Annotated in this window: 26 protein-coding genes and 2 pseudogenes; 11 read left to right on the top strand and 17 right to left on the bottom strand. The window is 62.2% G+C overall.

Going from position 1 to position 26,946, the window contains the following annotated elements:
• Nucleotides 1-145: 145 nt before the first annotated feature.
• From NKH04_RS07405 to NKH04_RS33195, 5 genes and pseudogenes are all read left to right on the top strand, one after another.
• Complete coding sequence (locus NKH04_RS07405) at nucleotides 146-934, top strand: lytic transglycosylase domain-containing protein (RefSeq protein WP_352684688.1); 789 nt, start codon at nucleotides 146-148, stop codon at nucleotides 932-934.
• On the top strand, nucleotides 931-1,182 hold the full coding sequence (locus NKH04_RS07400) for a hypothetical protein (RefSeq protein WP_352470551.1): 252 nt from the start codon (nucleotides 931-933) through the stop codon (nucleotides 1,180-1,182). Before NKH04_RS07405 ends, NKH04_RS07400 begins: the two co-directional genes overlap by 4 nt.
• Entirely contained in the window at nucleotides 1,179-2,921 is a 1,743-nt protein-coding gene (locus tag NKH04_RS07395) for a relaxase/mobilization nuclease domain-containing protein (protein ID WP_352684686.1), read from the top strand. The genes NKH04_RS07400 and NKH04_RS07395 overlap by 4 nt, the downstream gene beginning before the upstream one ends.
• A gap of 453 nt (nucleotides 2,922-3,374) precedes the next feature.
• A pseudogene (locus NKH04_RS07390) lies at nucleotides 3,375-3,636 on the top strand (CopG family ribbon-helix-helix protein).
• Nucleotides 3,633-3,938 (top strand): annotated as a pseudogene (locus tag NKH04_RS33195) (type II toxin-antitoxin system RelE/ParE family toxin). The pseudogenes NKH04_RS07390 and NKH04_RS33195 overlap by 4 nt, the downstream one beginning before the upstream one ends.
• A 189-nt stretch (nucleotides 3,939-4,127) precedes the next feature.
• Here the strand turns inward: NKH04_RS33195 and NKH04_RS07380 are convergent.
• The 10 genes from NKH04_RS07380 to NKH04_RS07335 all read right to left on the bottom strand — a co-directional run bounded on the left by NKH04_RS07380 (nucleotide 4,128) and on the right by NKH04_RS07335 (nucleotide 16,127).
• Nucleotides 4,128-5,177 carry an L-idonate 5-dehydrogenase gene (locus NKH04_RS07380; protein WP_352470554.1) on the bottom strand — a complete coding sequence of 350 codons (1,050 nt, stop codon included), beginning with the start codon at nucleotides 5,175-5,177 and terminating at the stop codon, nucleotides 4,128-4,130.
• Complete coding sequence (locus NKH04_RS07375) at nucleotides 5,174-6,580, bottom strand: TRAP transporter large permease (protein WP_353021012.1); 1,407 nt, start codon at nucleotides 6,578-6,580, stop codon at nucleotides 5,174-5,176. The genes NKH04_RS07380 and NKH04_RS07375 overlap by 4 nt, the downstream gene beginning before the upstream one ends.
• Nucleotides 6,581-6,583: 3 nt before the next feature.
• Complete coding sequence (locus NKH04_RS07370; RefSeq protein WP_352612542.1) at nucleotides 6,584-7,156, bottom strand: TRAP transporter small permease; 573 nt, start codon at nucleotides 7,154-7,156, stop codon at nucleotides 6,584-6,586.
• 144 nt (nucleotides 7,157-7,300) lie between these two features.
• Nucleotides 7,301-8,275: a sialic acid TRAP transporter substrate-binding protein SiaP gene (locus NKH04_RS07365; protein WP_023717039.1), complete on the bottom strand. Its 975-nt coding sequence runs from the start codon at nucleotides 8,273-8,275 to the stop codon at nucleotides 7,301-7,303.
• A 51-nt stretch (nucleotides 8,276-8,326) separates the two neighbouring features.
• On the bottom strand, nucleotides 8,327-9,046 hold the full coding sequence (locus tag NKH04_RS07360; RefSeq protein ID WP_353021015.1) for a FadR/GntR family transcriptional regulator: 720 nt from the start codon (nucleotides 9,044-9,046) through the stop codon (nucleotides 8,327-8,329).
• 147 nt (nucleotides 9,047-9,193) lie between these two features.
• A complete protein-coding gene (locus NKH04_RS07355) occupies nucleotides 9,194-10,105 on the bottom strand; it encodes a DMT family transporter (protein WP_502908674.1) in 912 nt (303 codons plus the stop codon).
• 82 nt (nucleotides 10,106-10,187) lie between these two features.
• On the bottom strand, nucleotides 10,188-12,737 hold the full coding sequence (locus NKH04_RS07350; protein WP_353044158.1) for a TRAP transporter permease: 2,550 nt from the start codon (nucleotides 12,735-12,737) through the stop codon (nucleotides 10,188-10,190).
• Nucleotides 12,738-12,845: 108 nt separating this feature from the next.
• Nucleotides 12,846-13,799, bottom strand: a complete 954-nt coding sequence (locus tag NKH04_RS07345) for a TAXI family TRAP transporter solute-binding subunit (protein ID WP_353044157.1) — start codon at nucleotides 13,797-13,799, stop codon at nucleotides 12,846-12,848.
• Nucleotides 13,800-13,893: 94 nt separating this feature from the next.
• Nucleotides 13,894-15,225: an aspartate aminotransferase family protein gene (locus NKH04_RS07340; protein WP_353021024.1), complete on the bottom strand. Its 1,332-nt coding sequence runs from the start codon at nucleotides 15,223-15,225 to the stop codon at nucleotides 13,894-13,896.
• Nucleotides 15,222-16,127, bottom strand: coding sequence for a MurR/RpiR family transcriptional regulator (locus tag NKH04_RS07335; protein WP_353021027.1), 906 nt, complete (start codon nucleotides 16,125-16,127; stop codon nucleotides 15,222-15,224). Before NKH04_RS07335 ends, NKH04_RS07340 begins: the two co-directional genes overlap by 4 nt.
• 96 nt (nucleotides 16,128-16,223) lie before the next feature.
• On the opposite strand from NKH04_RS07335, the gene NKH04_RS07330 reads away from it, so the two are divergent.
• Nucleotides 16,224-17,072 carry a beta-keto acid cleavage family enzyme gene (locus NKH04_RS07330; protein ID WP_353021030.1) on the top strand — a complete coding sequence of 283 codons (849 nt, stop codon included), beginning with the start codon at nucleotides 16,224-16,226 and terminating at the stop codon, nucleotides 17,070-17,072.
• A 167-nt stretch (nucleotides 17,073-17,239) separates the two neighbouring features.
• Nucleotides 17,240-17,632 (top strand): GFA family protein, encoded by a 393-nt coding sequence (locus NKH04_RS07325; protein ID WP_352452141.1) that lies wholly within the window; start codon nucleotides 17,240-17,242, stop codon nucleotides 17,630-17,632.
• Between the two features lie 379 nt (nucleotides 17,633-18,011).
• Here NKH04_RS07325 and NKH04_RS07320 read toward each other — a convergent pair whose 3' ends face one another.
• Together NKH04_RS07320 and NKH04_RS07315 are read right to left on the bottom strand one after the other, a co-directional pair.
• Nucleotides 18,012-18,377: a DoxX family protein gene (locus tag NKH04_RS07320; RefSeq protein ID WP_352470562.1), complete on the bottom strand. Its 366-nt coding sequence runs from the start codon at nucleotides 18,375-18,377 to the stop codon at nucleotides 18,012-18,014.
• Entirely contained in the window at nucleotides 18,374-18,739 is a 366-nt protein-coding gene (locus NKH04_RS07315) for a VOC family protein (protein WP_353044183.1), read from the bottom strand. Before NKH04_RS07315 ends, NKH04_RS07320 begins: the two co-directional genes overlap by 4 nt.
• Nucleotides 18,740-19,123: 384 nt before the next feature.
• Between NKH04_RS07315 and NKH04_RS07310 the strand changes: the two genes are divergently transcribed.
• Entirely contained in the window at nucleotides 19,124-19,795 is a 672-nt protein-coding gene (locus NKH04_RS07310) for an AraC family transcriptional regulator (RefSeq protein WP_353044156.1), read from the top strand.
• Between the two features lie 92 nt (nucleotides 19,796-19,887).
• The gene (locus NKH04_RS07305; RefSeq protein ID WP_352470564.1) at nucleotides 19,888-20,319 is read left to right on the top strand and encodes a VOC family protein; all 432 of its coding nucleotides are present in this window, start codon (nucleotides 19,888-19,890) and stop codon (nucleotides 20,317-20,319) included.
• A 147-nt stretch (nucleotides 20,320-20,466) separates the two neighbouring features.
• Here NKH04_RS07305 and NKH04_RS07300 read toward each other — a convergent pair whose 3' ends face one another.
• Genes NKH04_RS07300 through ehuB form a run of 5 tightly spaced genes read right to left on the bottom strand, consistent with a single transcriptional unit; the run spans nucleotide 20,467 to nucleotide 24,279 of the window.
• The gene (locus NKH04_RS07300) at nucleotides 20,467-21,198 is read right to left on the bottom strand and encodes a GntR family transcriptional regulator (protein WP_353021035.1); all 732 of its coding nucleotides are present in this window, start codon (nucleotides 21,196-21,198) and stop codon (nucleotides 20,467-20,469) included.
• Complete coding sequence (gene ehuA / locus NKH04_RS07295) at nucleotides 21,195-21,974, bottom strand: ectoine/hydroxyectoine ABC transporter ATP-binding protein EhuA (protein ID WP_023717024.1); 780 nt, start codon at nucleotides 21,972-21,974, stop codon at nucleotides 21,195-21,197. Before ehuA ends, NKH04_RS07300 begins: the two co-directional genes overlap by 4 nt.
• The gene (gene ehuD / locus NKH04_RS07290; protein ID WP_023674259.1) at nucleotides 21,971-22,630 is read right to left on the bottom strand and encodes an ectoine/hydroxyectoine ABC transporter permease subunit EhuD; all 660 of its coding nucleotides are present in this window, start codon (nucleotides 22,628-22,630) and stop codon (nucleotides 21,971-21,973) included. The genes ehuA and ehuD overlap by 4 nt, the downstream gene beginning before the upstream one ends.
• Nucleotides 22,627-23,355 carry an ectoine/hydroxyectoine ABC transporter permease subunit EhuC gene (gene ehuC, locus NKH04_RS07285; RefSeq protein ID WP_352612531.1) on the bottom strand — a complete coding sequence of 243 codons (729 nt, stop codon included), beginning with the start codon at nucleotides 23,353-23,355 and terminating at the stop codon, nucleotides 22,627-22,629. Before ehuC ends, ehuD begins: the two co-directional genes overlap by 4 nt.
• 54 nt (nucleotides 23,356-23,409) lie before the next feature.
• On the bottom strand, nucleotides 23,410-24,279 hold the full coding sequence (ehuB, locus tag NKH04_RS07280) for an ectoine/hydroxyectoine ABC transporter substrate-binding protein EhuB (RefSeq protein ID WP_352470567.1): 870 nt from the start codon (nucleotides 24,277-24,279) through the stop codon (nucleotides 23,410-23,412).
• A gap of 243 nt (nucleotides 24,280-24,522) precedes the next feature.
• Here ehuB and NKH04_RS07275 point away from each other — a divergent pair, with 243 nt between their 5' ends.
• Both NKH04_RS07275 and NKH04_RS07270 read left to right on the top strand, forming a co-directional pair.
• Entirely contained in the window at nucleotides 24,523-25,713 is a 1,191-nt protein-coding gene (locus NKH04_RS07275; RefSeq protein WP_352819844.1) for a M24 family metallopeptidase, read from the top strand.
• Between the two features lie 74 nt (nucleotides 25,714-25,787).
• A complete protein-coding gene (locus NKH04_RS07270; RefSeq protein WP_353016002.1) occupies nucleotides 25,788-26,936 on the top strand; it encodes a M24 family metallopeptidase in 1,149 nt (382 codons plus the stop codon).
• The last annotated feature ends 10 nt before the right edge of the window (nucleotides 26,937-26,946 follow it).

Raw genomic sequence — 26,946 nt, 5'->3', positions numbered from 1 at the left:
TTGCTTGTGGCTGCGGACGCCGATTTCATCACAATTTTGGCAAAGCCGGTTCGATTGGCGAGCCCCTGCCCTTAACGGAAGCGAACACCGTCGCAGGCTGGCGGCGCATCGGTTCTGCGGTCTGCGGGACGCAGCCCACAGAGGCATGACGACGTTTGCCGCATGTGTGATGCTCGGCTTCGTGGCGCCCGAAACTGGTGCAGCGGCTTCCTCTGCTGGTGAACGGCCGGCGCACTCCGAGTCGACGATCTTGTCGGCTGGCCCGTGGTCGCGGCATATCCGGGAAGCGTCAAAACGCTTCGCCATTCCAGAGCAGTTGCTGCGCGGCGTCATGCATGTTGAGAGCGTCGGCGATGTTCGTGCGCTTTCAAGCAAGGGCGCAATGGGCTTGATGCAGATCATGCCGGCGACGTGGCAAGAACTGCGCATCAAATACCGTCTCGGTGACGATCCGTATCAACCGCGTGACAACATTCTTGCAGGTGCAGCATATCTTCGCGAAATGCTCGACAGCTTCGGGCGCAGCGGCTTTCTTGCCGCTTACAATGCCGGTCCTGGTCGGTACACGGAACATCTCTTAACCGGCCGTCCGCTGCCACGCGAGACGGTCGACTACGTCAGGAAACTTGCGCCGCTGCTCGATGGTGCAGTTCTCACTCCGCGGCGCGCGCGGCACGGAAGGGGCAGAGCCAGCTCACTCCGTGCAACGATCTTTCCGCATCCCCATGACATTCGGAACGCCGCTGCATCGGATGGCAATGGTTATGCCGAGACGATCTTTGCGGCGATTCATTCGTCTGCAATGCGGTCGCCAATGGGCAATCCTGCTGCGGACCTGACCGCGATCGAGCCACAGCCGGGTGAAACCGATTTCCAATCGAACCACGCCGGTTCCGGCCTATTCGCTCAGCCCTCTTTAGCCATATCGCAATGATCGCCACGTTCCTCCTCAATTGCATTCCGGCCTGTTCCGTCGCGGAAATTCCGGCGGAAGGGTTGGCTGTGGATGAGAACAGAGAGATTGGCAGGATAAAGGGCCGCGAGGTGCGGCTCGGTTCGGCCGATTGTTTTCCTTACAATTTTCGTCTCATTTCGCAATGTGCTGGCACAATCAGCGATGTGCGCTATTCCCAATTTTTCAGTGTTTCAATGGAAACCGCACCTCGTGGCCGTCTAGCATGAAGCGTGACGATAGCTTTCGCGTCCGCCCTGGTCGCATCCGCTCCCGCGCCGGCCAGCGCGCACGACCCTTCATCTTCCAGGCTCTTGCGGCCACACAGCGCGCCGGCGGTCACCTTACACGCGAGGGTCGGATCACCTCCCCGCGAGCCTCAACGTTTGGCCGCGGCAGGTCAGCGAGCATCCGCGCCAGTCGCCTCATCTCTGACCGGTCACGCGGCGCCGTCGTCAAGACCCGTGTGGTACGGCAGTTCAGAGGGTCTGGGCCACTCGCCACCCATCTCAAATATCTTCGCCGCGAAGGTGTTACACGTGATGGTGAGAAGGCGAGGATGTTCGGTCCCGACACCAAAGATGCAGATCATGACGCCTTCTGCGACCGCTGCAAGGATGATCGGCATCACTTCCGTTTCATCGTTTCGCCAGACGATGCAATGGAGCTCGGCGACCTCAAGAACTTCGCTTGTGACCTGATGGCCGACATGGCGCGCGACCTCGGCACGAGGCTCGACTGGATAGCCGTCGATCACTGGAACACCGAACATCCGCACGTTCACATCCTCGTTCGCGGCGTTGCCGACGATGGCGAGAGCCTTGTCATCTCGCGGGACTACATCCGCCAGGGCATGCGCGATCGGGCGAGCGACATTCTCACCCAGACGCTTGGGCTCCGCATGGACCTCGACATCCGCCGGGCCATCGAGCGCCAGGTCGACACTGAGCGCTGGACGCAGCTCGATCGCCAGCTTGTTCGTGACGCCGACCGTCATGGTATCATTGATCTCGCGCCACATCCTGATCGCCGGCCCGACGAGTTCCTGGGGCTCAAAGTCGGCCGGCTGCGGCAACTGGAAAGCCTGGGCCTCGCGAACGAGATCCGTCCCGGCCAGTGGATAGTGGTCGAACAGGCCGAGCCCACTTTGCGCGCCCTCGGTGAACGCGGCGACATCATCAAGCGCATGCACCGCAGCCTCACTGTGCATGGGCTAGAAAAAGGGACGGCCGACTATGTGCTAGCCGCCGAAAGGATTGATGCGCCCGTGATCGGCCGACTGCTCGAACGCGGCCTTTATGACGAACGGCGCGGCGCGGCCTATGCCATCGTCGATGGCATTGATGGACGCACGCACCACATTCGCTTCCATGACCCTGATGCGGCCGGAGACTCCGACCCGGGCTCGGTCGTGGAGTTGTGCCGCGATGCGAGTGCAAATGGCGGTGGCCGGGTCACGCTCGCGGTCCGCTCCGACCTGTCAATCGAACAGCAGGTCCATGCTTCCGGCGCGACTTGGCTCGATCGCCAACTCGTTGCACGCGAGCCTGCCGAATTCGGTGACGGCGGCTTTGGTAGGGACGTAAGACAGGCACTGCAAGATCGGGTCGACCACCTTGTCAGCCGCGATCTGGCCAGGCGCGAGGGACAGCGCGTCATTCTTGTGCGCAATCTGATCGATACTTTACACGATCATGAGGTGGAATCGCTCGGTGCCCGCCTCGCCGCCCAGACGGGCCTCTCGTTCACGAAGGCTGCCAACGGCGATCATGTGGCTGGGATTTACCGGCGGCGTTTCTCGCTGGCTTCAGGCCGGCTCGCGATGATCGACAATGGACTCGAATTCAAGCTCGTGCCCTGGTCGCCGTCGCTCGAAAAGCGATTGGGTAATCAAGTCATCGGGGTCGTGTGCTCGGATATGGGGGGCGTGGATTGGAACCTGGGAAAGAAGCGCGGCATCGGGCTATGAAGGTTCCAGGCGTATGCTCTATCCTGATGCTGGGAAGCCAGCACGGTCGCACATTCTATTTGTACCTGCACAGTGAAGCGCCGATTGCCTCGCAAAAAACAGGGACTTTGCGCATCCTCGATTCAGTCTGGCGCCGGCAATCGCAGCACTGGCGCTGTTTGCCTTCGTCTATCACTGGAATAGCTATCTCTGGCCGCTGACCGTTCTACAGGGCAAGGCACACGAATATCCGATCGTCATCAGCCTTAGTCGCCTGCTCAGCTACAACAGAGGCGCTCTCAACACGGGACTGGTGATGGCTGGCGCGACGCTTGCCGTGCTCCCGCCACTGGTGCTCTTCGTCTTGCTGCAGCGCTTCTTTGTGGATTCGATCGTCGGCTCGGCGGTCAGGGGATAATGAACCAGCGCGGCGCTCTGTGCTAAGGTGTACACAGATCAACACAGGACACCGCTATGGCCGCTAGCACCACTATGACAATTCGCGTCAGTCCCGATGTAAAGGAAAAGCTCGACCGGATCGCAACCGACACCCGGCGTAGCAAGTCGTTCCTCGCAGGTGAAGCCGTCGCAGCGTATGTCGATCGCGAGCTTGAAAATCATTGAAGGTATCAACTGCGGCCTTGCTGATGTCGAAGCTGGGCGCATCGTGTCTCATGATAAGGCTATAGCAGAAATTTATGCCGCGATTGATGCCGGCACGGGCCGCAAGGTGTGACGCGAGCCGTTCAGTGGTCTCGCGGTGAGCTGGACGACATCAAGGAACAGATCGGCTATATCGCAGGATAATCCGCGCGCTGCGCGCCTGGTAGCAGACCGGATTCTGGACGCAGGGGCGCGCTTGGGGAAATGGCAACCGGGCGACCCGGCCGTGTATCCGGCACCTATGAAAAACCTGTGAGTCGCCTGCCCTACATCATCGCTTATGCCGTGACCGCCAAGGGCGCCCGAGAAAGCATTTCAATTTTGCGGGTGATCCACGCAGCGCGCGATTGGCAGGACGAGGAATGGCCGAACTGAACGAAATCTCGCGACGAAGGGGCTTTAATCGCGAGCGGATTTGCTGCCAACAATTTTGACAGCAAGCTGCCGGGTATTGCTCCCGAGTTTAACCGGAGACCTGGGTGGGAGCATATACGTCGAGCACGTTCTGAGTTTCGTCCGTTCGCAATGAGTTATGGCTGCTAACGATCTGGCAAGAACCACGATTCAGTCCGCGGTCAGCACGACCTTGACACTCTGTGAACGGTCGGCGGCAAGTCGGAAGGCATCGGTGGCGCAAGAAAGCGTGCGCTCCGCTGTCATCAGCTTCAGGACGTCCACCTCCCCCGACACGATGAGATCGACCGCCCGGCCGAACTCCGTGCCGAAGCGGAATGTGCCTTTGAGGTCGATCTCCTTGGCCATTACTGCATTGGCAGGCAGCGGGATGTGGCCACCGGGAAGATTGCCGACCTGGACCACCGTGCCGCCGCGCCGGACACTGGCGATCGCCGCGGCAAGGCCGGCGGCAGTGCCTGAAATCTCGAACGCGACATCAAGCGAATCCCCGGCAGCAAGCGCCTGGAGTTCGGCGTCGCCGCCGGAAAGGTCGATCGTCCTGTCGGCGCCAAGCCGGCGGGCGAAGGCGAGCGGCGCGGCGGCGATATCGACGACGGTCAGTTCAGCGCAGCCGGCAAGCCTGGCCGCGAGCATGGTCAAGAGACCGATGGGGCCGGCACCGAACAGGACGACGTTGCGGCCCCTGACGTCGCCCACCCGCGCGACGGCGTGCAGACTGACCGCCAACGGCTCGGCAAGTGCGGCCGCCTGGTAGGCCACGTCAGATGGAACCTTGAAACATTGCGCGGGCGTGGCGTCGAACAGACTGGCGAATCCGCCCTGCATATGCGGCGTCTTCGATGCCGAGCCCATGAAATAGATGTTCTCGCAGAGATTGGCGCGGCCTTCCAGGCATCGCGCGCAACGCCCGCACCAGCGCGACGGATTGACCGCGACATGGTCGCCGATGCCGAGGCCGGGCGCGGCGCCGTTGATCTCGACGATTTCGCCTGAGATTTCGTGGCCGAGGACAAGCGGCGAAGTGACGACGAAGTCGCCGGTACGGGCATGGCGGAAATAATGCAGGTCGGAGCCGCAGATGCCCCCTGCCCCAAAGCGCACCCGCACCATACCTGGTGCCAGCGGTTCAAGCGGACGCTCCACGACGCGCAGGTCCTGCGGGCCGAACAGCGTCGCGGCAATCGCCTGGCCACTCACCGGATCAAGCCCATCTCGGTCGGCAGCCAAAGCGTGATGGCGGGTATGAAGGTGATCAGAAGCAGCGCCACGATAAGCGGCACCAGCCACGGCAGGATCGCCATGGTGGTGCGCTCAACCGAGAGCTTGGCAACGCGCGACAACACAAAGAGCACCATGCCGAGCGGCGGGTGCAAAAGCCCGATCATCAGGTTGAGCGTCATGATCAGCCCGAAATGCACAGGGTTGATGCCGTAGACGGCGGCGACCGGCAGCAGGATCGGCACCAGAATCGTGATCGCGGCGATCGTATCGAGGAAGCAGCCGACCACCAGCATCAGGATGTTGACCAGGATCAGGAAGACCCACTTGTTTTCGGTGAGCGCGAAGATGAAGTTCGAGAACAGCTGTGCTGCCTGGCTGACGGTGAGCAGCCAGGCGAAGATCGATGCGGCGGTGACGATGAAGAGCACCGAGGCGGTCGTCTCGATCGTGTCAAAGCTGGCCTTGGCAAGCAAACGCAGCGTCATCGTGCGGTAGCGCACCAACCCTAGGAAAAGCGACCAGATCACAGCCGCCATCGCCGCCTCGGTCGGCGTGAACCAGCCCATCGTCATGCCACCGATCAGGATGACCGGCGTCATCAGCGCCATGACCGCGGAAAAATCGAAATACCAGTCCGCCACGATCAGCATCAGCAGCGCTATGCCGACCGCGATATTGATCGACAGGCCAAGCTGCACCAGCACATAGCAGCCAATCGGAAAGGCAGCCACCACCAGCACCTCGCCCGCCGCTTCGGCAAGCCGCCGAAGCTCGAAGGATGTGTCGGAGCCCCAGCCGCGCCTGTAGGCGAAGATGGCGACCGTGATCATCATCAGCACGGTCATGACCACGCCGGGCAGGATGCCGGCCATGAACAGCGCGCCAATCGAGACATTGGCCATCATGCCGTAGATGACGAAGGGCAGCGAGGGCGGAAAGATCGGTCCGAGCGTGGCGGAAGCGGCGGTAACCCCGACCGCGGCGTCGATAGGATAGCCGTGGTCCTTCATCGCCTTGATCTCGATAGTGCCGATGCCGGCGGCGTCGGCGAGCGCGGTGCCCGACATGCCGGAAAAGATCACCGATCCGATGATGTTGACCTGCGCCAGGCCGCCTTTCATCCAGCCGACCAGGGCAAGGGCGAAGGAATAGATGCGCCCGGTGACGCCGGCGATGTTCATGAGGTTGCCCGCCAGGATGAAGAACGGAACGGCGAGCAGCGGAAAGCTCTCCACCCCGGCGATCATGCGCTGGGCCGCGATGATATCGGGCGCGACGCCGTAGATGACGAGGTAAAGGATCGAGGCGGCCGCCATCGAAACGGCGACCGGCACGCCGATGAGCATCAGGACAAGAAAGCCCCCGACCAGAAGCAGCATCGCTCAGACCCCCGCCGTCTCGAACGCGCCAGGACGCTCGAGCACCGAATAGCCGCGCCTGTAATTGCCGATGAAGACCTGGATCGAGCGCAGAAGCATCAGCACGAACCCGGCCAGTACGGCGTAGAAGAACCAGCGCCGCGGCAGGTTGACGGTGACCATGCGCTCATGCGCCACGATCGTGACGTAGCGCCACATCAACCAGGATCCGTAGCCGAAGAATGCAATGCGGATAACATCGACGGCGAGCGCCAGCCAGCGGCCGACGCGCTCCGGCAGATAGTGGTAAAGCACGTCGACATGGATATGGCGCGAAAGGCGCACGCACATGGCGGCGCCCAGAAAAACGACGACGACGAGCGCGTTGATGGCGATCTCCTCGGTCCAGGCAAGGCTGTTGTTCAGCGCATAGCGGGTGAAGAACTGCAGGAAGACACACACGACCATGCCCCAGAAAACGGCAAGCGTGATCCAGTCCTCGACGCCGTGGTCCGACAGGTCGACGTGTACCGGCACCTCCTCGAAGGCGTGCGCGATCTCTTCGACGGTGATCTCGATGTGGTGTTCCTCGGCCATCGGCGCGGGCTCCCGAAGCTGGTGGGTCGTCAAGGATTGAAAAGGCCGTCCGGCGCAATTTGGAGCCGGACCGAAGAGCAGGTTAAAGCAGCAAATCCGATTGCCGCTCTATCCTCTTGATCAAGCATCTGATTTCCCGGTGCCCTACTTAATGGCGCGGATCGCTTCCCAATCGGCCTTGTTGTAGCCGAACTCCTCGAAGGTGACCTTCTCCAGCACATTCTTCTCGAAGTCGGCACGGTCGACATCGGTTACGCTGATGCCGCGGTCCTTGAATACCTGCACCAGTTCCTTTTCGCGGGCGACGATCTTTGCCGTGGCGCGGGCGGCAGCCTCCTGCATCACCTCGGTGAAGATCTTCTTGTCCTCATCGGAAAGCGAGGCCCAGCGCGACGCCGATATGATGGTGTTTAGATGATCGACGATATGGCCAGTGAGCACGATGTTCTTCTGCACCTCGTAGAATTTCTTCGCCTCGATGGTGGTCAGCGGGTTCTCCTGGGCCTCCACCGTGCCGTTCTGCAGGGCCAGATACACCTCGGCGAAGGCAATCGGCGCGGTGTTGGCGCCGCAGGCACGCGGCATGGCCAGATAGGCCGGCACGTCGGGAACCCGCATCTTCAGGCCCTGCATGTCGGAGCACTTGGCGATCGGACGGTTCGAGGTGGTCTGCCGCGTCCCGTAATAGGTGGTGGCAGCGATGTGATTGCCGGTCTTGTCCTCATAGCCCTTGGTCAGGGCCTTGTAGACGTCGCTCTTGGTGTATTTCAGCAAATGGTCGGCATCGCGGAAAGTGTATGGGAAATAGGTGACGCCGATCGGTGGATATTCGCGCGCCGCGAAGCTCGATCCGGAAATGATGATATCGACGGTACCGAGCATCAGGCCCTGGTTGATGTCCGCTTCCTTGCCAAGCTGCGAGGCCGGATAGACGTCGATGGCGTAGCGGCCCTGGGTGCGCTTCTTGATTTCGTCGGCCGCCCACACGGATTCGGTGTGGAAGGGCTCCGTCGTCTCGTAGACATGCGCCCATTTCAGGACCGTTTCCGCCGAGGCCGACGCCATGGGTATGGCAATTGCGGCGATCGCACCGAGCAGAACTGCGTATTTTCTCAGCATCTAATTCCTCCCTGGTTGAACTTGACGGCCGGATCTCCCCCCGGCCAACTGCTATTCCGCAACCTCCTTGGCTGCGGCTCTCTCATCGAAATTGCGTGAGAATCTGATTTGCGACTGGCGCAGATGCTGCTGCATGGCGGCCTTGGCCCGCTCGGGGTCGCGCGCGGCAATTGCATCACGCACGGCACGATGTTCCTTTGCCGCGACCTGCCAGGAATCGCTGGTCTCGAAATAGATCGACAGGCGTTCGAAGTACGGGTTCATGCGCTGGTCGAAAAGCTCGCCGATGAAGCGCACCAGCACCGCGTTCTCGAGAATGCCGGCGACGGCGGTGTGGAATTCCCGGTCGAGCGCAATGGTCATCTTGTTGGGGTGACGCATGGCCTCCATCCGGCGCAGCACGTCGTCGAGCCGTTCGATATCTGCAGGCCGGACATGGAGGGCCGCTTCGGCGGCGATCGCGCCTTCGACGAATTCGCGCGCGCGCAACAGCTCGAACGGGCCTTCCTCTATTTCGGGTTCGGAGGCGGCGGCGCTCGGCGGATCGGTGACGTAGATACCCGAGCCGACGCGGATGCGTATGCGGCCTTCAACCTCCAGCGCTATCAGCGCTTCACGGACTGTCGGGCGGGAAATTCCGAGCTGGTCGGCCAGATCCCGCTCGGTCGGCAGGCGGTCGCCGACGGAAAACTCGCCGGCATCGATCAGCTGCCTGAGCTGATCGGCTACCTGTCGGTAAAGCCGGCGTGGTTCAACGGCCTGGATCGGCATGCGCGTTTAGTTCCCTCCCGGGCCAACCCTGGTACATTGGTCTGACCCATTGACCGCAGCTTAGACAGAGGATGCGCAGAGTCAAGCTCGATAGAACCGCGGCCCGCACAACCGGAACGCGGCGGCATTGCGCAAGCATTCCATGCGTCAGCGCCGTCCCCCGCGAATGACCAGGACGTTCCCGGCGGCGACGAGGACGAGCCCGATGATCGCGTACACAGTCCAGGCATAGCCTTCCAGCGCTGTGGAGATCAAAAGCGCAAAGACGGGAAATATGACGGTCGCATAGCCGGCCCGGGCGCCGCCAATGCGTCCGAGCAGCGTCAGGTAGGCGGCGAAAGCCACGACGGTCGATATGACGGCTAGGAAGACCAGCGAGCCGATATAAGAGGCGGTCGTCGCGAACACGAACGGCTCACCAAGCAGGAAGGCCAGCAACGCCGACCACAAAGTGCCATAAAGCATGCCCCAGGCGCTCGTTGAAACGAGCGGCAGGCCGCGGCGCTGGTTGGCGACGGAGACGAGATTGCCGGCGCAGAAGCTCAGCGTGCCACAGAGGCACAGAAGAAGACCCACCAACGTGCCGCCGGAAAGCCCGTTGGCGGCGATTTCGGGAAAGAACATCAGCGCTATTCCGGCGAAGCCGATGGTGCCGCCGGCGAGAATGCGCGGCGCCGGGCGCTCGCCGATGACCAAGGCAGCGAGCAGCATGTTGATGACCGAGGCGAGCGAGAAGACGACTGAGAGCAAGCCGCTGACGAGATAGCCGGCGCCGTAATAGAAAAACAGGAAGTTCGACGAGAAGATGAGGATGCCGAGCACAGCAAAGCGCAAATGATCGGTGATCGGAAAGCGGAGCCGCCGACCGGAAAAGCCCGCCCAGGCAAACATCAGCAGCGTGGCGATGGCGAAGCGCCAGACCAGATTGACCTCGTTCGACACGCCGCTGCCGACCTGAAGTTCGATCGCGAACCACGATGCGCTCCAGGCAATGACCGTCAGCGCGTAAAGCCCGTAGTCGACCGGTTCGAAGGGGCGGTCGTGCGTCGTCAAGCGCATTTCCACGCTAGCCGGTTCCGCGGCGCCGCTTGGTTCTCTTGTTACTGACATGCTGGCCAACACTCTTCCGCTCACAAGACGCTTACAGACCGATTGTCCTCCTTCGCCGCTTCTGAACCCAGAAGACGAGACCGACCAACAACAGGGCCGGGATGGTAAACCAATAGCGCGATGGCCGTTCCGCAGGGACTAGCACCTGGTTGATTTCGTCGCCGGGCTGCAGGCCGAATTTGGCCGCCTGGCTGCCCAGTCGCACGACGCCGACCGTCACGCTATCGCCAAGCGCACTGACGTCCAGGCCCGCAGCCTTCAGGCGTTCGGCCGATGAATTTGCAGGCCCGAGCTGCAGCCGAACCAGCTTCGATATCTCATCGCCGTTGAGGTTCAGTGTCGTCAGGCGCAAGCGAACCGCGCCTCCCTCGGCTGTCTCGTCGACGATACGGCTGAGTTCGGTGGCGGGTACTGCCCGATACGGTTCACTCACCTGATCGAGCAACAATCCCGGCCTGAACAAGATGAAACAGGCCACAATCAACGCAATCGTCTCGTACCAGCGGTTGCGCACGAGCATCCAATTCTGCGTCGCTGCTACAAACGAGACCATGGCCAGCGTCGATGTCACCACCATCGCGACGAAATCGAACGGACCTTCGAGATCGATTATCAGCAGTCCGGTGTTGAAGATGAAGATGAACGGCAGCAGGCCGGTACGGATCTCGTACTTGAAGCCCTGAATGCCGGTCTTCACCGGATCGGCGCCGGAAATTGCCGCAGCTGCATAAGCCGCCAGGCCCACTGGCGGCGTCACGTCCGCCATCAGCCCGAAATAGAAAACGAACATGTGGACGGCGACCAGCGGCACGGCAAGATCGTTCTGCGCCGCCAAATCGACGATGACCGGCGCCATCAAGGTGGCGACGACGACATAGCTTGCAGTGGTCGGCATGCCCATGCCGAGAATGATGCAGATCACCGCGGTGAACAAAAGCATGACGATGAAGCTGCCGCCCGAGATGAATTCGACCAGCTCGGTCATTACCAGCCCGATGCCCGTGAGCAGAACCGTGCCGACGATGATGCCGGCCGTCGCAGTGGCAATGCCGACCGTCGTCATGTTGCGTGCGGCGGCGGACAGCCCACCGACCAGATCGTCGAAACCGTGAAGCCAATGCTGCGCCAGCGCGCGGTCCTTGCGGAAAAAGGCGGTGAGCGGCCGCTGCGTGACGATCAGCGCCATAAGGGCGACAGCGCCCCAGAATGCCGACAGGCCGGGCGACAACTCCTCCACCATCAGGCACCAGATCAGCAGGATCACAGGCAGCAGAAAATGCAGGCCGGTGCGTGCCGTCTCGCCGAAGTGGGGAATCCTGACGATCTCGCCCTCCAGATCCTCCAGCGGCAGGTCCGGATAACGCGCCCGGTAGGCGACAAGGCCGATGTAGACGGCGATCAGCGCGGCAGTGATCATCCAGGTCGCGGCCGCGCCAAAAACGATCTTCGTCCAGCCAATGCCGTAATAGACAAGCCCTGCGAGGATGATGAAACCGCATACGCCCATCAGCCCGCGCAGCGCGCCCTGAAATGCGGAGTGCGTGCTGCGTGACGGCAGGCCCTTCATCCCCGTCTTCATCGCCTCGATATCGACGATGTAGAACAACGAGCCGTAGGTCAGCAGCGCCGGATAGAAGGCGTGCTTGACCACCTCGGCATAGGAGATGCCGACATATTCCGCGATCAAGAACGCGGCGGCGCCCATCACCGGAGGCATCAGCTGACCATTGACGCCGGCCGCGCATTCGATGGCGCCCGCCTTCACCGCAGAATATCCGACCCGGCGCATCAGCGGGATGGTGAAGGTTCCGGTGGTCACGACATTAGCGATCGACGACCCGGAAATCATGCCGGTCAGGCCGGAAGCCACGACACCGGCCTTGGCCGGCCCGCCGCGGTATTTGCCGAGCAGCGAGAAGGCAAGCTGGATGAAAAAGCCGCCGGCGCCGGCGCGCTCCAGCAATGTTCCGAACAGGACGAACATGAAGACGACGTTGGTGGACACACCGAGGGCAACACCGAAGACCCCCTCCGACGTCAGCCACATCTGCGAGGCTGCGCGCGATAACGTCGCGCCCTTGTGGCCAAGCAGGCCAGGAAGGTGGGGCCCGGCGAAGATATAGATCAGCATGATCGCCGCGATGACGGTGATGGCAGGCCCGACGGCGCGACGGGCGGCCTCGAGCAGGATGAGGACGCCGGCGATCGAGACGACCAGGTCAGCCGTAGTAGGAAGGCCCGGCCGATGGGCGATATCGCTGTAAAAGACCAACAGATAGAGGGCGGACGCCGCCCCGGCGATGCCTAGCACCCAGTCGGGCAGCGGCACCCGGCTGCGCGACGAGGTCTTGAAGCCCGGAAACGTCAGCATCGCCAGAAACAGGGCGAAGGCCAGATGGATGGAGCGGGCGATGCCGTCGCTGACGACACCAAAATTGAGCATGAACGGAAGGGGCGAGGCATACCAGAGCTGGAACAGCGACCATGCCAGCGATACGCCGAGGATCAGCTTTGCGGTGCGGCCGGTCGGCTTGCGCCCACCGGTGTCGGCCTCGGCGACGAGCTCGCTAAGCTTGTCCATGTCGATAAGGGGTTGGTCAGGCCCTGCCGCTCGCTGGCTTTGATCTGTCATCGTTCCCCACAATTATTTGCGATGCGAGAGCGGCCGTGGCGCCTCGCATCGAAGGCCTCAGAGCCAGCCCTTTTCCTTGTAATAGCGCTCCGCGCCCGGATGCATTGGCGCCGACAGACCGGTCTTGATCATCTCCTTGGGATCGAGATTGGCGAAAGCCGGATGCAGTTTCTTGAAGTCGTCGAGATTTTCGAAGACCGACTTCACCAGTTCGTAGACCACCTCATCGGGCGTGCTGGCATTCGTCACCACTGTCGCGCGGACGCCGAATGTCGTCACGTCGTCCGGATTGTTGGCGTACATGCCGCCCTTGATGGTGGCGACTGAATAGTACGGATGAGCTGCCAACAGCGCGTCCACTGCCGGACCGGTCAGCGCGATGAGTTTGGCGCCACAGGCCGTGGTCGGATCCTGGATCGCGGCGGAAGGATGGCCAACGCCGTAGAAGAAACCGTCGATCTTGTTGTCGCACAGAGCGCTGCCCTGCTCGTCCGCCTTCAGCTCCGCGGCAAGCGAGAAATCGCCGAGCGTCCAGCCCATCTGCTTGAGCAACTCCTCCATGGACGAGCGGGTGCCTGACCCGGGATTGCCGACGTTGAAGCGTTTGCCTTTGAAGTCCTCGAATTTGGTGACGCCGGCGTCTGGCCGCGCCAGCACGGTAAACGGCTCGGGATGGACAGAGAACACGGCCCGCAGATCCTTGAACGGCTTGCCGTCGAAATTTCCGGTCCCCTCATAGGCCTGGTACTGGACGTCTGATTGGGTCAAGCCGAAATCGAGGTCGCCGGTCTGGATGGAGTTGACGTTGAAGACCGAACCGCCGGTCGACTCCGTCGAGCATCGGATGCCGGTTTTCTTCCGGTCCTTGTTCATCAGTCGGCAAATGGCGCCGCCGACGGCATAGTAGACGCCGGTGACCCCGCCGGTGCCGACCGTGACGAAGCGCTGCTCGGCAGCGACGGATGGCAGCGCCAGCAGCATGCAGGCCGCCGCGCCGATCAGGGTTTTCATCGAACTGTACACGGTTGCTACCTCTCTGGTGGGTGTCCCGGCCCATCGCCGATGACGCGTTGGAACTGGTTTGAGGCGGTCCGCGTCGTGCGGGTCAGGCCGCTGAAGCAATCGCAGCGTCGATTGCCTCACCGAGCCGTTCGACGATCCGATCGATATCCTGTTTGGAAATGATGAAAGGCGGCGCCACAAGCACATGAACGCCCCGCACACCGTCAATCGTCCCGGCCATCGGATAAATCATCAGGCCGCGGGCCATTGCTTCGCGCTTGATGCGGGCGTTGAGTTCAAGCCTCTGATCGAACGGCTCCTTGCTGGCGCGATCAACCACCAGCTCGATTCCCCTGAACAGACCCCGCCCGCGAATGTCGCCGACGTGATGGTGGTTATCGAAGCGTTGGTGCAGGCGTTCGTCCAGCTGCGCGCCCATTGCGCTGACGTTGTCGAGTAGACCGTCACGCCGGATGACCTCCTGCACAGCAAGGCCGGCCGCCGCTGCCATTGGATGGCCCATATAGGTATGCCCATGCTGGAAGAAGCCCGAGCCTTGGGCAAAGGCATCGAAGATATGCCGGCCGAGCAGCACCGCGCCAATCGGCTGGTAGCCACCGCCGAGTCCCTTGGCGATGGTCAGCAGGTCGGGGGCGATGCCGTCCTGTTCGCACGCATGCAGCGTGCCGGTACGGCCCATGCCGCACATCACCTCGTCGAGAATGAGCAGCACGCCGTAGCGGTCGCAAATCGCGCGAATGTGCTTGAAGTAATCCGCGACCGGCGGCACTGCGCCGAGCGTCGCACCCACCACCGGCTCGGCGACAAAGGCGATGACCTCGTCCGGGCCGAGTTCGAGGATCTTGTCTTCGAGCTGCTGGGCGGCGCGCGCCGCATAGGCTTCGTCGCTTTCGCCATGCTTTTGATAGCGATAGGCGTAACAGGGGTCGATATGGTGGGTCTCGATCAGCAACGGCCTGAACTGGGCGCGCCGCCATTCGTTGCCGCCGGTGGCGAGAGCGCCGAGCGTATTGCCGTGATAGCTCTGCCGGCGTGCGATGAGATGGCGCCGTTGCGGCTCGCCTTTCTCGACAAAATATTGCCTGGCCATCTTGAGCGCGGCCTCGACCGCCTCCGAGCCGCCGCTGACCAGATAGACGTGGTCCAAGCCTTTCGGCGCGTCCTCGACCAGCCGATCCGCCAAGCGCTCCGCCACCTCGGTGGTGAAGAAGCTGGTGTGGGCGTAGGCGATGCGGTCAAGCTGGGTGTGCAGTGCAGCGATCACGTCGGGATGGCCGTGGCCGAGACAGGACACGGCGGCGCCGCCCGACGCATCGATATAGGACTTGCCCTCGGCATCGAACAGTTCGATGCCTTGGCCGCGAGCGGCGACCGGCAGCGTCGAGTGGATGGTTCGATGAAGAATGTGTGTCATCGACGGTCCCTCACGGGCATTTTCTTCGGCGGACGTTGGTTCAGATGGGTCTTGAGAGCGGCGCCCTGCTCATCGAAACGTCGCAGCGACTCAACGGCGCCCTCGCCTGCCTGTCCTGCGACAAGAGCACCGAGGATCTCAGCAACGATGAAAGCTGGCGTCATGGTGTGGAAAAAGGACGGGCTGCCGGTCGGCACGACGACTAGGTGATCGGCAAGCAGCGCCAAGGGCGCTACCCCGCTGTCGGTGATCGCAATGACCGGTACGCCGCGGCCGGCAGCGTACTCGACAAGCTCGATGGTGAAGCGCGTGTAGGGCAGGACGCTGGCGGCGATCAGCACGTCGTCCTTGGTCGCATGGGTCAGAGCGTCGCCATCAGTTCCGCCGATGCCGTGCAGCAGCACCGACTTCTCGCCGATCAGCGACAGGATGTAATGCAGATGCCAGGCCACCGCATGGCTCGAGCGCAGGCCGAGGCAATAGACGCGCCTTGCCGCACTCAGCGCCCTGGCCGTGTCGACCAGACGGTCGATCGACCTGCTTTCGGCCAGATGGGAGAGCTGGCTGGAAATCGAATCCAGAATGTCGGCCGCCAGCGCGTGGTCGCCCTTGAGCTTTTGGCTGGCCACCTGAAGGCCCGCCTTGCCAGCGAAACCGATTTCGCCGTCCCGGATCGCGGCGGCGTAGATATCGCGTACCGCCTCGTAGCCATCAAGGCCGAGATGCTGGGCCAGCCGCGTCATCGTCGCCGGCTGCACTCCTGCGTGCCGAGCCTGCTCGCGCATGGACAACAGCGCGACATCATACGGCTTATCAAGGACATAGCGTGCAGCGGACCGAAGCTGCGCCGACATGCCGTCGAAGGCAGTGACGATCTGTCCAGCAAGCTCTCCCTGGTCCATGGATATTGCTAGCTCGCCAGACCAACGATTGCAACGTCTGTTTCAGTGTGATCAAAGATTGATTCATATGAATCTTGTCACGCACAGAACATCCCCATGAAGCCGGCCACTGGTCTCGACCGCATCGCCATAGCCGTCGCCCCGAATGGGGGACGTCGCAGCAAGGCCGACCATCCGGCGATTCCACTGACACCAGCCGAACTTGCGAGGACGGCCGCGGAATGCGCCGATGCCGGTGCGGCTATGATCCACGTCCATGTCCGCGACAGAAGCGGCAATCATCTGCTCGACCCCGACGCCTACCGCCAGACGATCGCCGCCATCCGCGGTGCTGCCGGCGACCGCTTGATAATTCAGATCACCTCCGAAGCGCTCGGTATCTATTCGCCGGCCCAACAGATGGCCGTCGTACAAGATGTGAAGCCGCAAGCTGTCTCGCTGGCGCTTCGCGAAATCGTTCCTGATGCCGGATCGGAACTCGCCTGTGTGCGCTTCATGGCCTGGCTGCACACCGAGGGGGTTGCGCCGCAGATCATCCTCTATTCGCCCGAGGAGGCGGTCAGGCTTTCGGACATGCAGCAGCGCGGACTGATCCCCTGGGCAAGCATACCAGTTCTCTACGTGCTGGGCCGATACACGCCGGGACAGGCGTCCGTTCCTGCCGATCTCCTGCCATTCCTCGCGGCGAACATGCCGCGCTTCGACCATTGGAGCGTCTGCGCCTTCGGCCGCAACGAAGCGGCGTGCGTGACCGCCGCCGCGTTGCTTGGCGGCCATGTCCGGGTCGGCTTCGAAAACAATCTTTTCCTTCCGGACGGCAGCATAGCCTCGTCCAACGCCGAACTGGTAGCGACCGTCGCACGCATACTCGCCGACTGCGGCGTCAAGATCGCCTCGGCCGCCGAGTTGGCGGCTCAATGGAACGCGCCGTTTCGTTCCGTATGACAAACCAAAGCCTATTTTCGGCGGCAAGCTCGCGCAAGGCATAGAGAGGCGGCTGCAATGTCATCGCCACGGAAGAACGACGCGTCCCCGCCCGCGGCGCGGCGATTGCAACAACAGTGCCGGTCGTTGTAACCATTCCGGCCGCTTGATATTGGAGGAGACGCAGCATGGACCGATTCACCGGCGGTTGCCTGTGCGGCAACGTCCGAATTGTCGCGTCAGGGCGCCCATACCGGGTCGGCCTTTGTCACTGTCTCGACTGCCGCAAGCATCATGGCGCCCTTTTTCACGCTTCCGCGATTTTTCCTGAGGATGCGGTGACGATCGACGGCGAAACACGCGACTACGCCGGGCGGTTTTTCTGTCCCCGCTGCGGCTCCTCCGTTTTCGGACGCACCGCAGACGAAATCGAAGTAAACCTGGGGTCCCTGGATGCGCCTGACCAGCTGATGCCAACCTACGAAAGCTGGATCATCCGACGCGAGTCCTGGTTGCCGCCGTTTCCGCTCACCAGACGGTACGAGCGCGATCGTGACGCCACGGGTCGCTTTGAGGAATAGGTCGCAGGAACGGTGCCGAGGAGGCAACGACATCAGAACATGGATTTTCACAGGCCGCCTGCTCACGCCGCTAAAATGTGAACTTGCATGCTTACAAGGTGCGCTGCCTTCATCCACATTGCCCCATGGGCATTCGTGAGCGCCTAAGGCGACCCGTGACAGCCAAGGCGCCGGACCTTAGAGGAGGATCGCAGGGGATGGGATTCATCGTCGCGATCCTGACGCAGGCTTTGTACAGAGCGCCGCGTTCAAAGCTGGCCGTTTAGGAGGTCACGCCGGAAGATCGGCCTTGCGGAAGCCATCAACGAAATGCCCAAGCAGCGCAGCGTCGTGGAATGGCTCTGTCGAGGTCCAGTGGCCCGCCGCCTCGAAACGATGATCACAGGCTAGTGGTCGCGGCGACAATCAACCCGCCCAAGACGGCGACATTGATGGTGAAGCCGGTACGAAGCGCTTCGCGTTCATCGCCGCTGTAGCGCCAGAAGTTGAGCGCCATGAACGACGCCGCAATGGTGAATACGGCCAAGGTCGCGGCGGGAAAGGGTCCACCAAGGCCCGCTGCTAGGCAAAAGCCGCCTGCGATCTCCAGCACCGATCCGGCCGCGAGAAGAGGCCTGGGAGCAGGAAAGCCCCGCTCGGCCAGGGACGCTGTAACTGCCCGGAACCTGAGGAAATGCTCGGCGCCCGCCCAGATAAAGACGCCGCCGAGCAAAACCAATCCAAGGTGGTGGAGGAACGCGATCATTCCTTGCTGCCGTCCTCGGTGTAAACCGCTAGCTCGTAACCATCCGGATCCGCGAAATGAAAGCGCCGGCCGCCGGGGAACTCATAAATCGGCCTGACGATCGTGCCTCCCGCTTCCTCGACCGGCTTGACCGTTGCCGGCAAATCATCGGCATAGAGAATGACGAGCGGGCCTCCGCCGGACCTCGCTGGGCCAGCGGCGAAGCCACCTGACAAGCGCCCGTCGTTGAACTCGCAATATTGCGTGCCGTAGTCAGTGAAGGTCCAGCCGAAGGCCTTTCCGTAGAAGTCGCGTGACCGCTGAATGTCTTTCACGTTGAATTCGACGTAGTCGATCCGTTGATCGTTGTTGTTGCTCATGATGCATACCTCTCGTGTGATGTACGACGGCGAAAGATAAGCACGCATCTCGCCTGCCGGATTGAACAAAACGGCCATCGACGTATGGCTTCACACGGCGCCGCCGAGGCGATGCATCTGACATGATTATTCACCTGCCCTCTTCCTTCCGGCCGGAAGAAAACAACCGATTCTTGCAACCGTTCTCGATTGGCAGACGTTGTCGGTCGTGCAGATTATTGCCTCGAGCGACGGCGGGCGCTGCCACTGCGTCGTAGGTTCACCGCCGGTAATCCGAAGAGGAGCGAGATGAGCGATCCCGTCCCAGCGCAGGCAACGGGTTCATTTCAGCAACGTCCAGCGTCGGCGCGGCTTCGCGGAAGCTTTGCTTCGGTGTGGGCGCATCGAATGGACCCGGCGGGCGCACCGCCAATCGTCGTCATGCCCGATGCAACGATCGACCTGCAATGGATCGGAGGCAGCTTCCGAATTGCCGGCCCCGACAAGGAGCCGCAGACCGAGGTCCTGGCGGCAGACGAGCTCGTGATCGGCTTGCGCTTCCATCCTGCCACGGCGGCGGCATGGCTCGGCGTGCCGCAAATCGAACTGGTCGGCAAGAGGCTGTCGCTCGACGATTTATGGGGAGCGCGAGCCCGGCGCCTCGCCAGCCGCGTGCGCGCTGGCGACAATCTCGAAGATCTGGCCTGTTCGCTCGAACAGGTCGTCGCTGAGGAGGCGGCCTCCCGCGCGCCAGACGCTCCCATGCAGGCGGCATATCGCTTGATCGAGCGCGGGCCGCCACCCGACGCGCCGCTCGTCCCTTGGTTGATGCGCGCACTCGAGATGAGCGAAAGAACGTTGCGCCGGCGCTTCGACGAGAGCTTCGGCTATGGCCCCAAAACGCTTGACCGTATCCTCCGCTACCAGCGCTTTCTGCGGCTTTCGAGCCAATCAAACAGCGCTACGGCCATCCTGGCAGCCGAGGCGGGCTATTCCGATCAGGCGCATCTTGTCCGCGAGAGCCGACGCCTGACAGGAAGCACCCCGCGACAGATTCATCACCTGCTGCAGAACGGGTGAAACCTCGTCGCGCTCTTCATTGGCCGTTTTGTTCAAGTCTTCACTGTCGCCCGACTTTATCCTGGTGTCTCCGACAACCAGAGGAGATCGCCATGAAACCGCGCATTTCGGTTTTGACTATCGCTGTCGCCAACCTCGAGAGTTCTCTGGCGTTCTACCGCGACGGTCTCGGCTTGCCAACGGAAGGGATCATCGGCCGCGAGTTCGAGCATGGCGCCGTCGCGTTCTTCACGCTGTCCGGCGGGTTGAAGCTCGCGATCTGGGCGCAGGACGACCTCGCCTACGACACTGGCCTGCCCAAGGCGCCGATCAGCTCGACCTCGTTCACAGTCGGACACAACGTTGTGCGCCGCGAAGAAGTCGATCAAGTGATGGATGAGGCCGCTCGCGCCGGAGCCGAGATCATCAAGCCTGCCCGGGACACGTTCTTTGGCGGATATGCCGGATACTTCCGCGATCCGAACGGACACCTGTGGGAGGTCGTCTGGAACCCCGCCAACATACCGAATGAGGACGCTCTCTGAGGGCAGGTATGGCCCTGTAGGATCGGGCCGTTCCGGTCATTCCCAGTGCTGGCAAAATTCTATCGGGATCGGGGCGGGCGGCCTGCTTTCCCTGGCAAACGAAGCCAGTTCGACGGCAGTCCACCAGCACAATCTTACGGGGGCTGATTATGTAGCTCTATCCAGATTCGCCACGCCTGCATGGCGCATCATGCGGCGGAAGCTCATTGAGATATGCGCCCGCCTTATGTGCCCGATGGACTCCCAGTCGCCGATTTCGGCGGCGGCAAGGACGTCTTCCATTTCGCGGCGGAATGCGGTGAATTCCTCGACAAGGCCCAATTGCGGCATCAGCTTCAGGACGACGCGCGCGACCTGAAAATACAGGCGCTCGCTGATCTCGCGCAGTGGCTGGTTGCCGGTCATCGCCGTGAGCTCGTAGAAAAAATCCATGTTGAGGCGCAGGAAAGCGCGCTGGTCGGGATTGAGTATATCGGCATCGCAGCGCGCGATGAGCGCCCGTATCCGGTCAAGATCGTCCGCCGTACGCGGAATCGGCGAAAGCTTGCCGACGAGGAGCGCCAGTTCCAGGCGCAGATGATAGACCTGCTGCAATTCCTCGATCTCGACGTCGGTGACGATCGTGCCGACGCCGTGGACGGATTGAACCAGACCCTCGGATTCAAGGCGCGCCAGGACGCGCCGGACCGGCGTGCGGCTGATCTGGAATTCCTGGGCAAGTTCTTCCTCGGACAGGTGGCTTCCCGGCGCATAATCGAGCAGGCAGATGCGGTCGCGCAATATCCGGTAGATGCGCTCGAACCGCTCCCGCGCGGAGAGCGGGCGCGGCGGCGCCGCGGTCACCGTCGTAGGCGGCTTGGCCTCTGTCTCGATCGTCACCCAGCCTCCAGGACAGCGTGCAGGAATTGCCGTGTCCGCTCGTTCTTGGGAGCACCAAACAGTTCGCTTGGCGGTCCCTGCTCGCAGATCTTGCCTTGATAGAAGAAACAAACGCGGTCGGAAAACTCCTTGGCGAAGCCCATCTGATGGGTGACCATCAGCATGGTGAGATCATGCTCGCGCCCGATTTGCCTTATCACCTGCAGCACTTCGCCGACAAGCTCCGGGTCGAGCGCCGACGTCACCTCGTCGAACAGCATGATCTTGGGCCGCATTGCCAGCGCCCTGGCGATGGCGACGCGCTGCTGCTGGCCGCCGGAAAGCTGTGACGGATAGTGGTCCTTCTTCTGGGCCAGACCGACCAGCTCCAGCAGCTCGGCCGCTCGTGCCTCGGCGTCCGCCCGCTTCATGCCGAGCACCGTTATCGGCGCCTCGATGCAGTTCTGCATCGCCGTCATATGCGGAAACAGGTTGAACGACTGGAACACCATGCCGATCTTGGCGCGGATCTTGCGGATGTGGGCGAGATCGGCGGGAACAAGCTTGCCGTTCCTCTCCATATGGGTCAGCGGCTCGCCTTCGACCCAGATGACGCCGTCATTGATCGTCTCCAGCGTCATCAGCATGCGCAGCACCGTCGTCTTGCCCGAACCCGACGGACCGATGACGGAGACTTTTTCGCCGCGCGCTATTTCGAGATTGAGCCCGTCGAGAACGGTTAAGGTGCCGTAGCGTTTCGATACATTGTCGAAGCGGACCATCGGTTGTTCAGTCATCGCGTGGTCCTCCGGTTGAGCAGCCCTTCGAGGGAGCGGATGAGCGCCGCCGAAACCAGGCTCATGGCAAGGAAAAACAGGCCGACCAGCGTGATCGGCTCGGTGTAGCGGAACGTTTCGGAGCCGATGATCTTTGCGGTCTGCATCAGTTCCATCACGGCGATTGCGGAAAGCAACGGCGTTTCCTTGAACAAGGCTACCAGATAATTGCCGAGCGCCGGAACGATCGGCGGGATCGCCTGCGGAATGATGATGTCGCGGAACGTCGTCCAGGACGAGAGATTGAGCGCGATCGAAGCTTCCCACTGGCCGCGATGGATGTTGTCGAAACCGGCGCGATAGACCTCGGAGCAATAGGCGGCGTAGTGGATGCCGATGGCCAGCACCCCGGCGGTGAAAGCGTCGAGCACGACACCGAATTTCGGAAAGACGAAATAGAGAAAGAATATCTGGATGAGCAGCGGGGTCGAGCGGATCAGCTCGACCAGCACCGAAATCGTCCAGCTGGTCCATGGCACGGCGATGCGGACAACGGCCAGCACCAGGCCGAGCGAGGCGGCAAGCGCAAAGCCGATCAGCGTCGCTTCGATGGAAATGACGGCGGCGCGGGCAAGCACCGGCAGGATTTCCAGGGCAAATCCCCAATCCCAGATCATGCCGCCTTCCCCCGCGCCAGTCCGAGCGACGCTCGCCTTTCGAGAAGCCGCATGCCGATGGTCACAACCAGCGACATTGCCAGGTACATCAAAAGGACGAGGGTGAAGATCGGAATGGTCTTGAACGTGTTCTGGTTCATTTGCTGCGCCTTGAAGGCGAGGTCCGAAAGCGTGATCAGCGAAACCAGCGCCGTCGATTTCAGAAGCTCGATGAACAGATTACCCCAGGGCGGGATCATCGCGACAAAGGCCTGCGGCAGGATGATCCGGCGCAACATCTGTGGGCGGCTCATGTTCAATGCCGTACACGCTTCCCACTGCCCGCGGGCGACGGACTGGATCGCGCCGCGCACGCACTCCGATCCGTAGGCGCCGACATTCAGGCCAAGCGCCAGCACTGCCACCACGAATGCGTTGATCGTGACGCCGAATTGCGGGAGCACGAAAAACAGCCAGAACAATTGCACCAGCGCCGACGTTCCGCGGAAGATCTCGACGTAAACCGTGGCCAGCCATCTGAGCGGCGTCGGGCCGTACATCCTTGCAAGTGCTGCAAGCACGCCCATGATAATTGCCAGCAGGCTGCCGAGGACGGCGATCTCGACCGTCAGGACCGCGCCTTGCAGCAGGCCCGGCATGAACACTCTATAGCTGTCCTGCGTTGCCAACGCGCCGATCACGACCAGCGCGATGACCAGCATGGCAATGAGCGTACGGATTCCCATGCGATTCCCCCGGGAAAAAAGGGCGGCGCTTTCGCGCCGCCAGCAGTTGGGAACCTATTTGCCAGCGCAGAGCTCTGCGGTGGTCTTGTTGGGCAGATAATCCTTGCCGAAGCCGAGTGGCTCGACCAGCGCGATATGCTCCGGCGAACCGATGAACTTCTTCAGCTCGGCGTTGAAAGCCTGCTGCAGGTCGGTGTCTTCCTTGCGGAAGCCGAAGCCGCCATGGCCTTTCACCGACTTGCCGGCGACCTCGCCGAAGGGCTTGGTCGATTCGACACCGTCGGCCTTCTTGGCCATGTCGGCGATCGAAAGGGCGGTAAGCGCGGCAGCATCGGCGCGGCCCGACTGGACGGCGGCGACCAGGCTGGACTGGTCGGGCAAGGAGACGATCTGCCCATCGGCAACGCCCGCTTCTTTGGCGAAGCCGCCTTCGACGGCGCCGGCCATCACGGCAAGCTTGAGATCCGGATTATCCTTGATGCTGGAAAAATCCTTGATGCCTTTCGGATTGCCTTTTGCCACCAGCATAGCCTCGCCGATGCCGTAGGACGGCTCGGAGTAGTTGATCTCGGCGCAGCGCTTCGGGGTGATGAACATGCCGGCGGCGATGATGTCGAAGCGGCCGGCCTTGAGACCTGGAATGAGCGAGCCGAATTCGGTCAAAACACCGTCGACCTGCGGTATGCCCATCTTGGCGAGTACCGCCTTGGCGACTTCCGGCGCCTCGCCGGTCAGCTTGCCGTCTGGCGTGGCGTAACCGAACGGCGCCTCGTTGGCGAAACCGACGCGGATGTAGCCGTCCTTCTTGGCCCGTTCGAGGGTGGTTTCCGCGTGAGCGGACAGCGAGGTCAATGACGTCGCGGCGAGCGCGATGCAGGCAGCCGCTTTCACGACCATGCGGCGCGATATCGATGAATTGAACATGCTTTTCTCCCATTGGACAACTGTAGATGGTTCCCAGGGCGCGGCCTTCTTCGAGGTCGACGCCTGCTTGATCAGACGTATACAACTGCCCTAGACATTTCGCAAGCAGAGATATAGAAACCATGGAAATTCGGCGATAATTCGTAGTTCGCCAACAAATTGACGTCGAGTTGTGCACAATTTGGGCCTGCTTGCCCATATTTTATCAAAGAGCAAGCGGCGTACCTGGAAGGCAGGATTTCGGTGGCGACCGCGAAGGGCTTCGGGACATTCACGCAAGCGGAGTATGGGCAGCGCCTCGCCGGCGTGAAGACACGCATGCAACAAGCCGGCTTCGATCTCATCGTCTGTCAGGATCCAGCCAACATGTGCTGGCTGACCGGCTATGACGGATGGTCGTTCTACGTTCCGCAGTGCGTGCTCGTCCATCTGGAGGAGGACCGGCCGATCTGGTTCGGCAGGGCGCAGGATGCCAAGAGCGCACGCCTGACCACCGGCCTGCCCGAGACAAACATCGTGCCGTTCTCGGAACGGCTGGTGCAGCAGCCGGTCGAACACCCTTATGACGAACTCGCCCAACTGATCCGGTCGCGCGGCTGGGGAAAGGCCCGTATCGGCGTCGAGATGGACGCGCATTATTACACTGCGCGCTGCCACGCCCACCTTGTCGAGGGGCTGCCCGACGCGCATTTCGCCAACAACCACGATCTCGTTAACTGGGCGCGGCTGGTCAAATCCGAAGCCGAGCTGGTGCTGATCCGCGAGGCGGGTGCGATCTGCACGCATGCCATGAACCGCGCCATCGGGAAAATGCGGCCCGGTGTGCCTCAGAACCATGTCATTGCGGAAATCTATCACGCGCAGATCACGGGGGTGCCCGGAGCGGGCGGCGACTATGCCGCGATCTGTCCGCTTATGCCCGTTGGCGAGGGCACCAGCACGCCGCATCTGACGTGGTCCGACGCGCCGCTGCCGGACAGCGGCCCCGCCATTCTGGAGATTGCCGGCGTGAGGCGCCGCTATCACGCGGCGCTGACGCGGACCATACATTTCGGCAAGCCGCCGCTAGCCATCCTCGACATGGCCAAGGCAATCGTCGAGGGTGTCGACGCCGGCCTCGAGAAGGCGCGCCCCGGCTACACCGCCGAACAGGTGGAAGCCGCCTGGCAGGCAGTCCTGCGACGGAACGGGCTGAAGAAGGAAAGCCGGGTCGGCTATCCGGTCGGGCTCGCCTACCCGCCCGATTGGGGTGAACGCACCGCAAGCCTTCGTCCCGGCGATACTACCGAGATGCAGTCCGGGATGTGCTTCCATTTCATGGCCGGCGTCTGGCTCGACGATTTCGGCATCGCCATCTCGGAATCGTTCGTCGTCACGGAACGCGGCGGCGAACGCCTCTGCGACGTGGCGCGCGAACTCATCGTCATCGACTGACATGGCGGCCAGGAAACCGGCTGCCGAAAAGACCATGCGCGCCAGCAAGCCGGCAACAAGCACGAGGACACCCGATGGACCGCAATCCGTTTTCCGAAGCCGAAATCGCCGGACGCCTTGCCAAGGTCCGTATTGCACTGGCCGAGCGCGAGCTCGACGCGGCGGTCTTCGCCTCGCCGGAGAACGTCTTCTATCTCACCGGGCTCGATCACTGGGGGTATTTTGCCCCTCACCTGCTGGTCGTTCCGCTCCGGGGAAAACCTGTTCTGGTCACCCGCTCGATGGAGAAGGTGACGATCGAGAAGCAGGTGAAGGCAGCGGAATTCCGTGGCCACTCCGACAGCGAAACGGCGGCCGACCTTACCGCGCGGGTGCTTGCGGAGCTCGGCCTGTCCGGCAAGCGGATCGGTCTCGAATACTGGACGGCCGGCCTTAGCCATGGACTTGCCGTGGCGCTCCAGACGCAAGCCGATGCAACGTGGAGCGATGTCTCCGGTCTGATCGACAAGATGCGGCGGGTGAAGAGCACCGAAGAACAGGCGCTGATGCGGCGTGCCGCAAAGGTGACGGACGCCGCCGCCGGTGCCGCGATCGCCGCGATCTCCGATGGCGCTTCCGAACAGGAGGTCGCCGCCCAATGTGTTGCGGCAATGATCCGCGCCGGCGGTCATGCGCCGGGCTTCGGACCGTTCATCCGCCCGGCCGCGCGCCTGGGTGAAGAGCACACGACCTGGGGCGACGGAATCTACCGCAAGGGCGAGCCGGTCTTTGTCGAACTGTCCGGGTGCATCTCGCGCTACCATGCCCCGCTCGGCCGGCTCGTTCGCATCGGCCACATCAGCGATGAAGACGCCGCAATGGCGGAGGTGACCGCCAAGGCCTTCAACGCGGTCGTCGAGGCGCTGCGGCCGGGCGCCAAGGCGCGCGATGTTTACGCCGCCTGGCAGGCCGTCGCCGACGAGGCCGGCCTTTCCCACTATCGCCGCCATCACTGCGGCTACCTTGTCGGCGCCGGCCAGCCGCCGTCATGGACCGGCGGCAATTCGGTGACCGGCTTGCGACACGATTCCGACCTCGAGATCGAAACGGGGATGAGCTTCCACATCCTGTCATGGCTGATGGGAACGGGTCGCGGCAATGACTTCGTCTCCAACACGGTGCTTTTGACCGACGCGGGCGCCGAAGTGCTCACCCGCACGCCGGCCGGCCCGATCGTTCGATAGGCCCGCACGC

This window comes from Mesorhizobium sp. M1365 (assembly GCF_040317865.1).
Taxonomy (GTDB): Bacteria; Pseudomonadota; Alphaproteobacteria; order Rhizobiales; family Rhizobiaceae; genus Mesorhizobium.
The sequence above is the reverse complement of the archived record's forward strand: the minus strand, read 5'-3'. Positions and strand labels throughout refer to the sequence as shown.

Coding starts and splice junctions, on each gene's coding strand:
- NKH04_RS07365 (WP_023717039.1), bottom strand. CDS start 8,275: ATGCTGAGAAAATACGCAGTTCTGCTCGGTGCGATCGCCGCAATTGCC.
- NKH04_RS07320 (WP_352470562.1), bottom strand. CDS start 18,377: ATGATCGCGTTCCTCCACCACCTTGGATTGGTTTTGCTCGGCGGCGTC.
- NKH04_RS07350 (WP_353044158.1), bottom strand. CDS start 12,737: ATGGACAAGCTTAGCGAGCTCGTCGCCGAGGCCGACACCGGTGGGCGC.
- NKH04_RS07325 (WP_352452141.1), top strand. CDS start 17,240: ATGGACCGATTCACCGGCGGTTGCCTGTGCGGCAACGTCCGAATTGTC.
- NKH04_RS07395 (WP_352684686.1), top strand. CDS start 1,179: ATGAAGCGTGACGATAGCTTTCGCGTCCGCCCTGGTCGCATCCGCTCC.
- ehuA (WP_023717024.1), bottom strand. CDS start 21,974: ATGACTGAACAACCGATGGTCCGCTTCGACAATGTATCGAAACGCTAC.
- NKH04_RS07375 (WP_353021012.1), bottom strand. CDS start 6,580: ATGCTGCTTCTGGTCGGGGGCTTTCTTGTCCTGATGCTCATCGGCGTG.
- ehuC (WP_352612531.1), bottom strand. CDS start 23,355: ATGGGAATCCGTACGCTCATTGCCATGCTGGTCATCGCGCTGGTCGTG.
- ehuD (WP_023674259.1), bottom strand. CDS start 22,630: ATGATCTGGGATTGGGGATTTGCCCTGGAAATCCTGCCGGTGCTTGCC.
- NKH04_RS07330 (WP_353021030.1), top strand. CDS start 16,224: ATGAAGCCGGCCACTGGTCTCGACCGCATCGCCATAGCCGTCGCCCCG.
- NKH04_RS07360 (WP_353021015.1), bottom strand. CDS start 9,046: ATGCCGATCCAGGCCGTTGAACCACGCCGGCTTTACCGACAGGTAGCC.
- ehuB (WP_352470567.1), bottom strand. CDS start 24,279: ATGTTCAATTCATCGATATCGCGCCGCATGGTCGTGAAAGCGGCTGCC.
- NKH04_RS07370 (WP_352612542.1), bottom strand. CDS start 7,156: ATGGCCGAGGAACACCACATCGAGATCACCGTCGAAGAGATCGCGCAC.
- NKH04_RS07270 (WP_353016002.1), top strand. CDS start 25,788: ATGGACCGCAATCCGTTTTCCGAAGCCGAAATCGCCGGACGCCTTGCC.
- NKH04_RS07340 (WP_353021024.1), bottom strand. CDS start 15,225: ATGACACACATTCTTCATCGAACCATCCACTCGACGCTGCCGGTCGCC.
- NKH04_RS07400 (WP_352470551.1), top strand. CDS start 931: ATGATCGCCACGTTCCTCCTCAATTGCATTCCGGCCTGTTCCGTCGCG.
- NKH04_RS07345 (WP_353044157.1), bottom strand. CDS start 13,799: ATGAAAACCCTGATCGGCGCGGCGGCCTGCATGCTGCTGGCGCTGCCA.
- NKH04_RS07405 (WP_352684688.1), top strand. CDS start 146: ATGACGACGTTTGCCGCATGTGTGATGCTCGGCTTCGTGGCGCCCGAA.
- NKH04_RS07310 (WP_353044156.1), top strand. CDS start 19,124: ATGGACCCGGCGGGCGCACCGCCAATCGTCGTCATGCCCGATGCAACG.
- NKH04_RS07335 (WP_353021027.1), bottom strand. CDS start 16,127: ATGGACCAGGGAGAGCTTGCTGGACAGATCGTCACTGCCTTCGACGGC.
- NKH04_RS07305 (WP_352470564.1), top strand. CDS start 19,888: ATGAAACCGCGCATTTCGGTTTTGACTATCGCTGTCGCCAACCTCGAG.
- NKH04_RS07355 (WP_502908674.1), bottom strand. CDS start 10,105: ATGCGCTTGACGACGCACGACCGCCCCTTCGAACCGGTCGACTACGGG.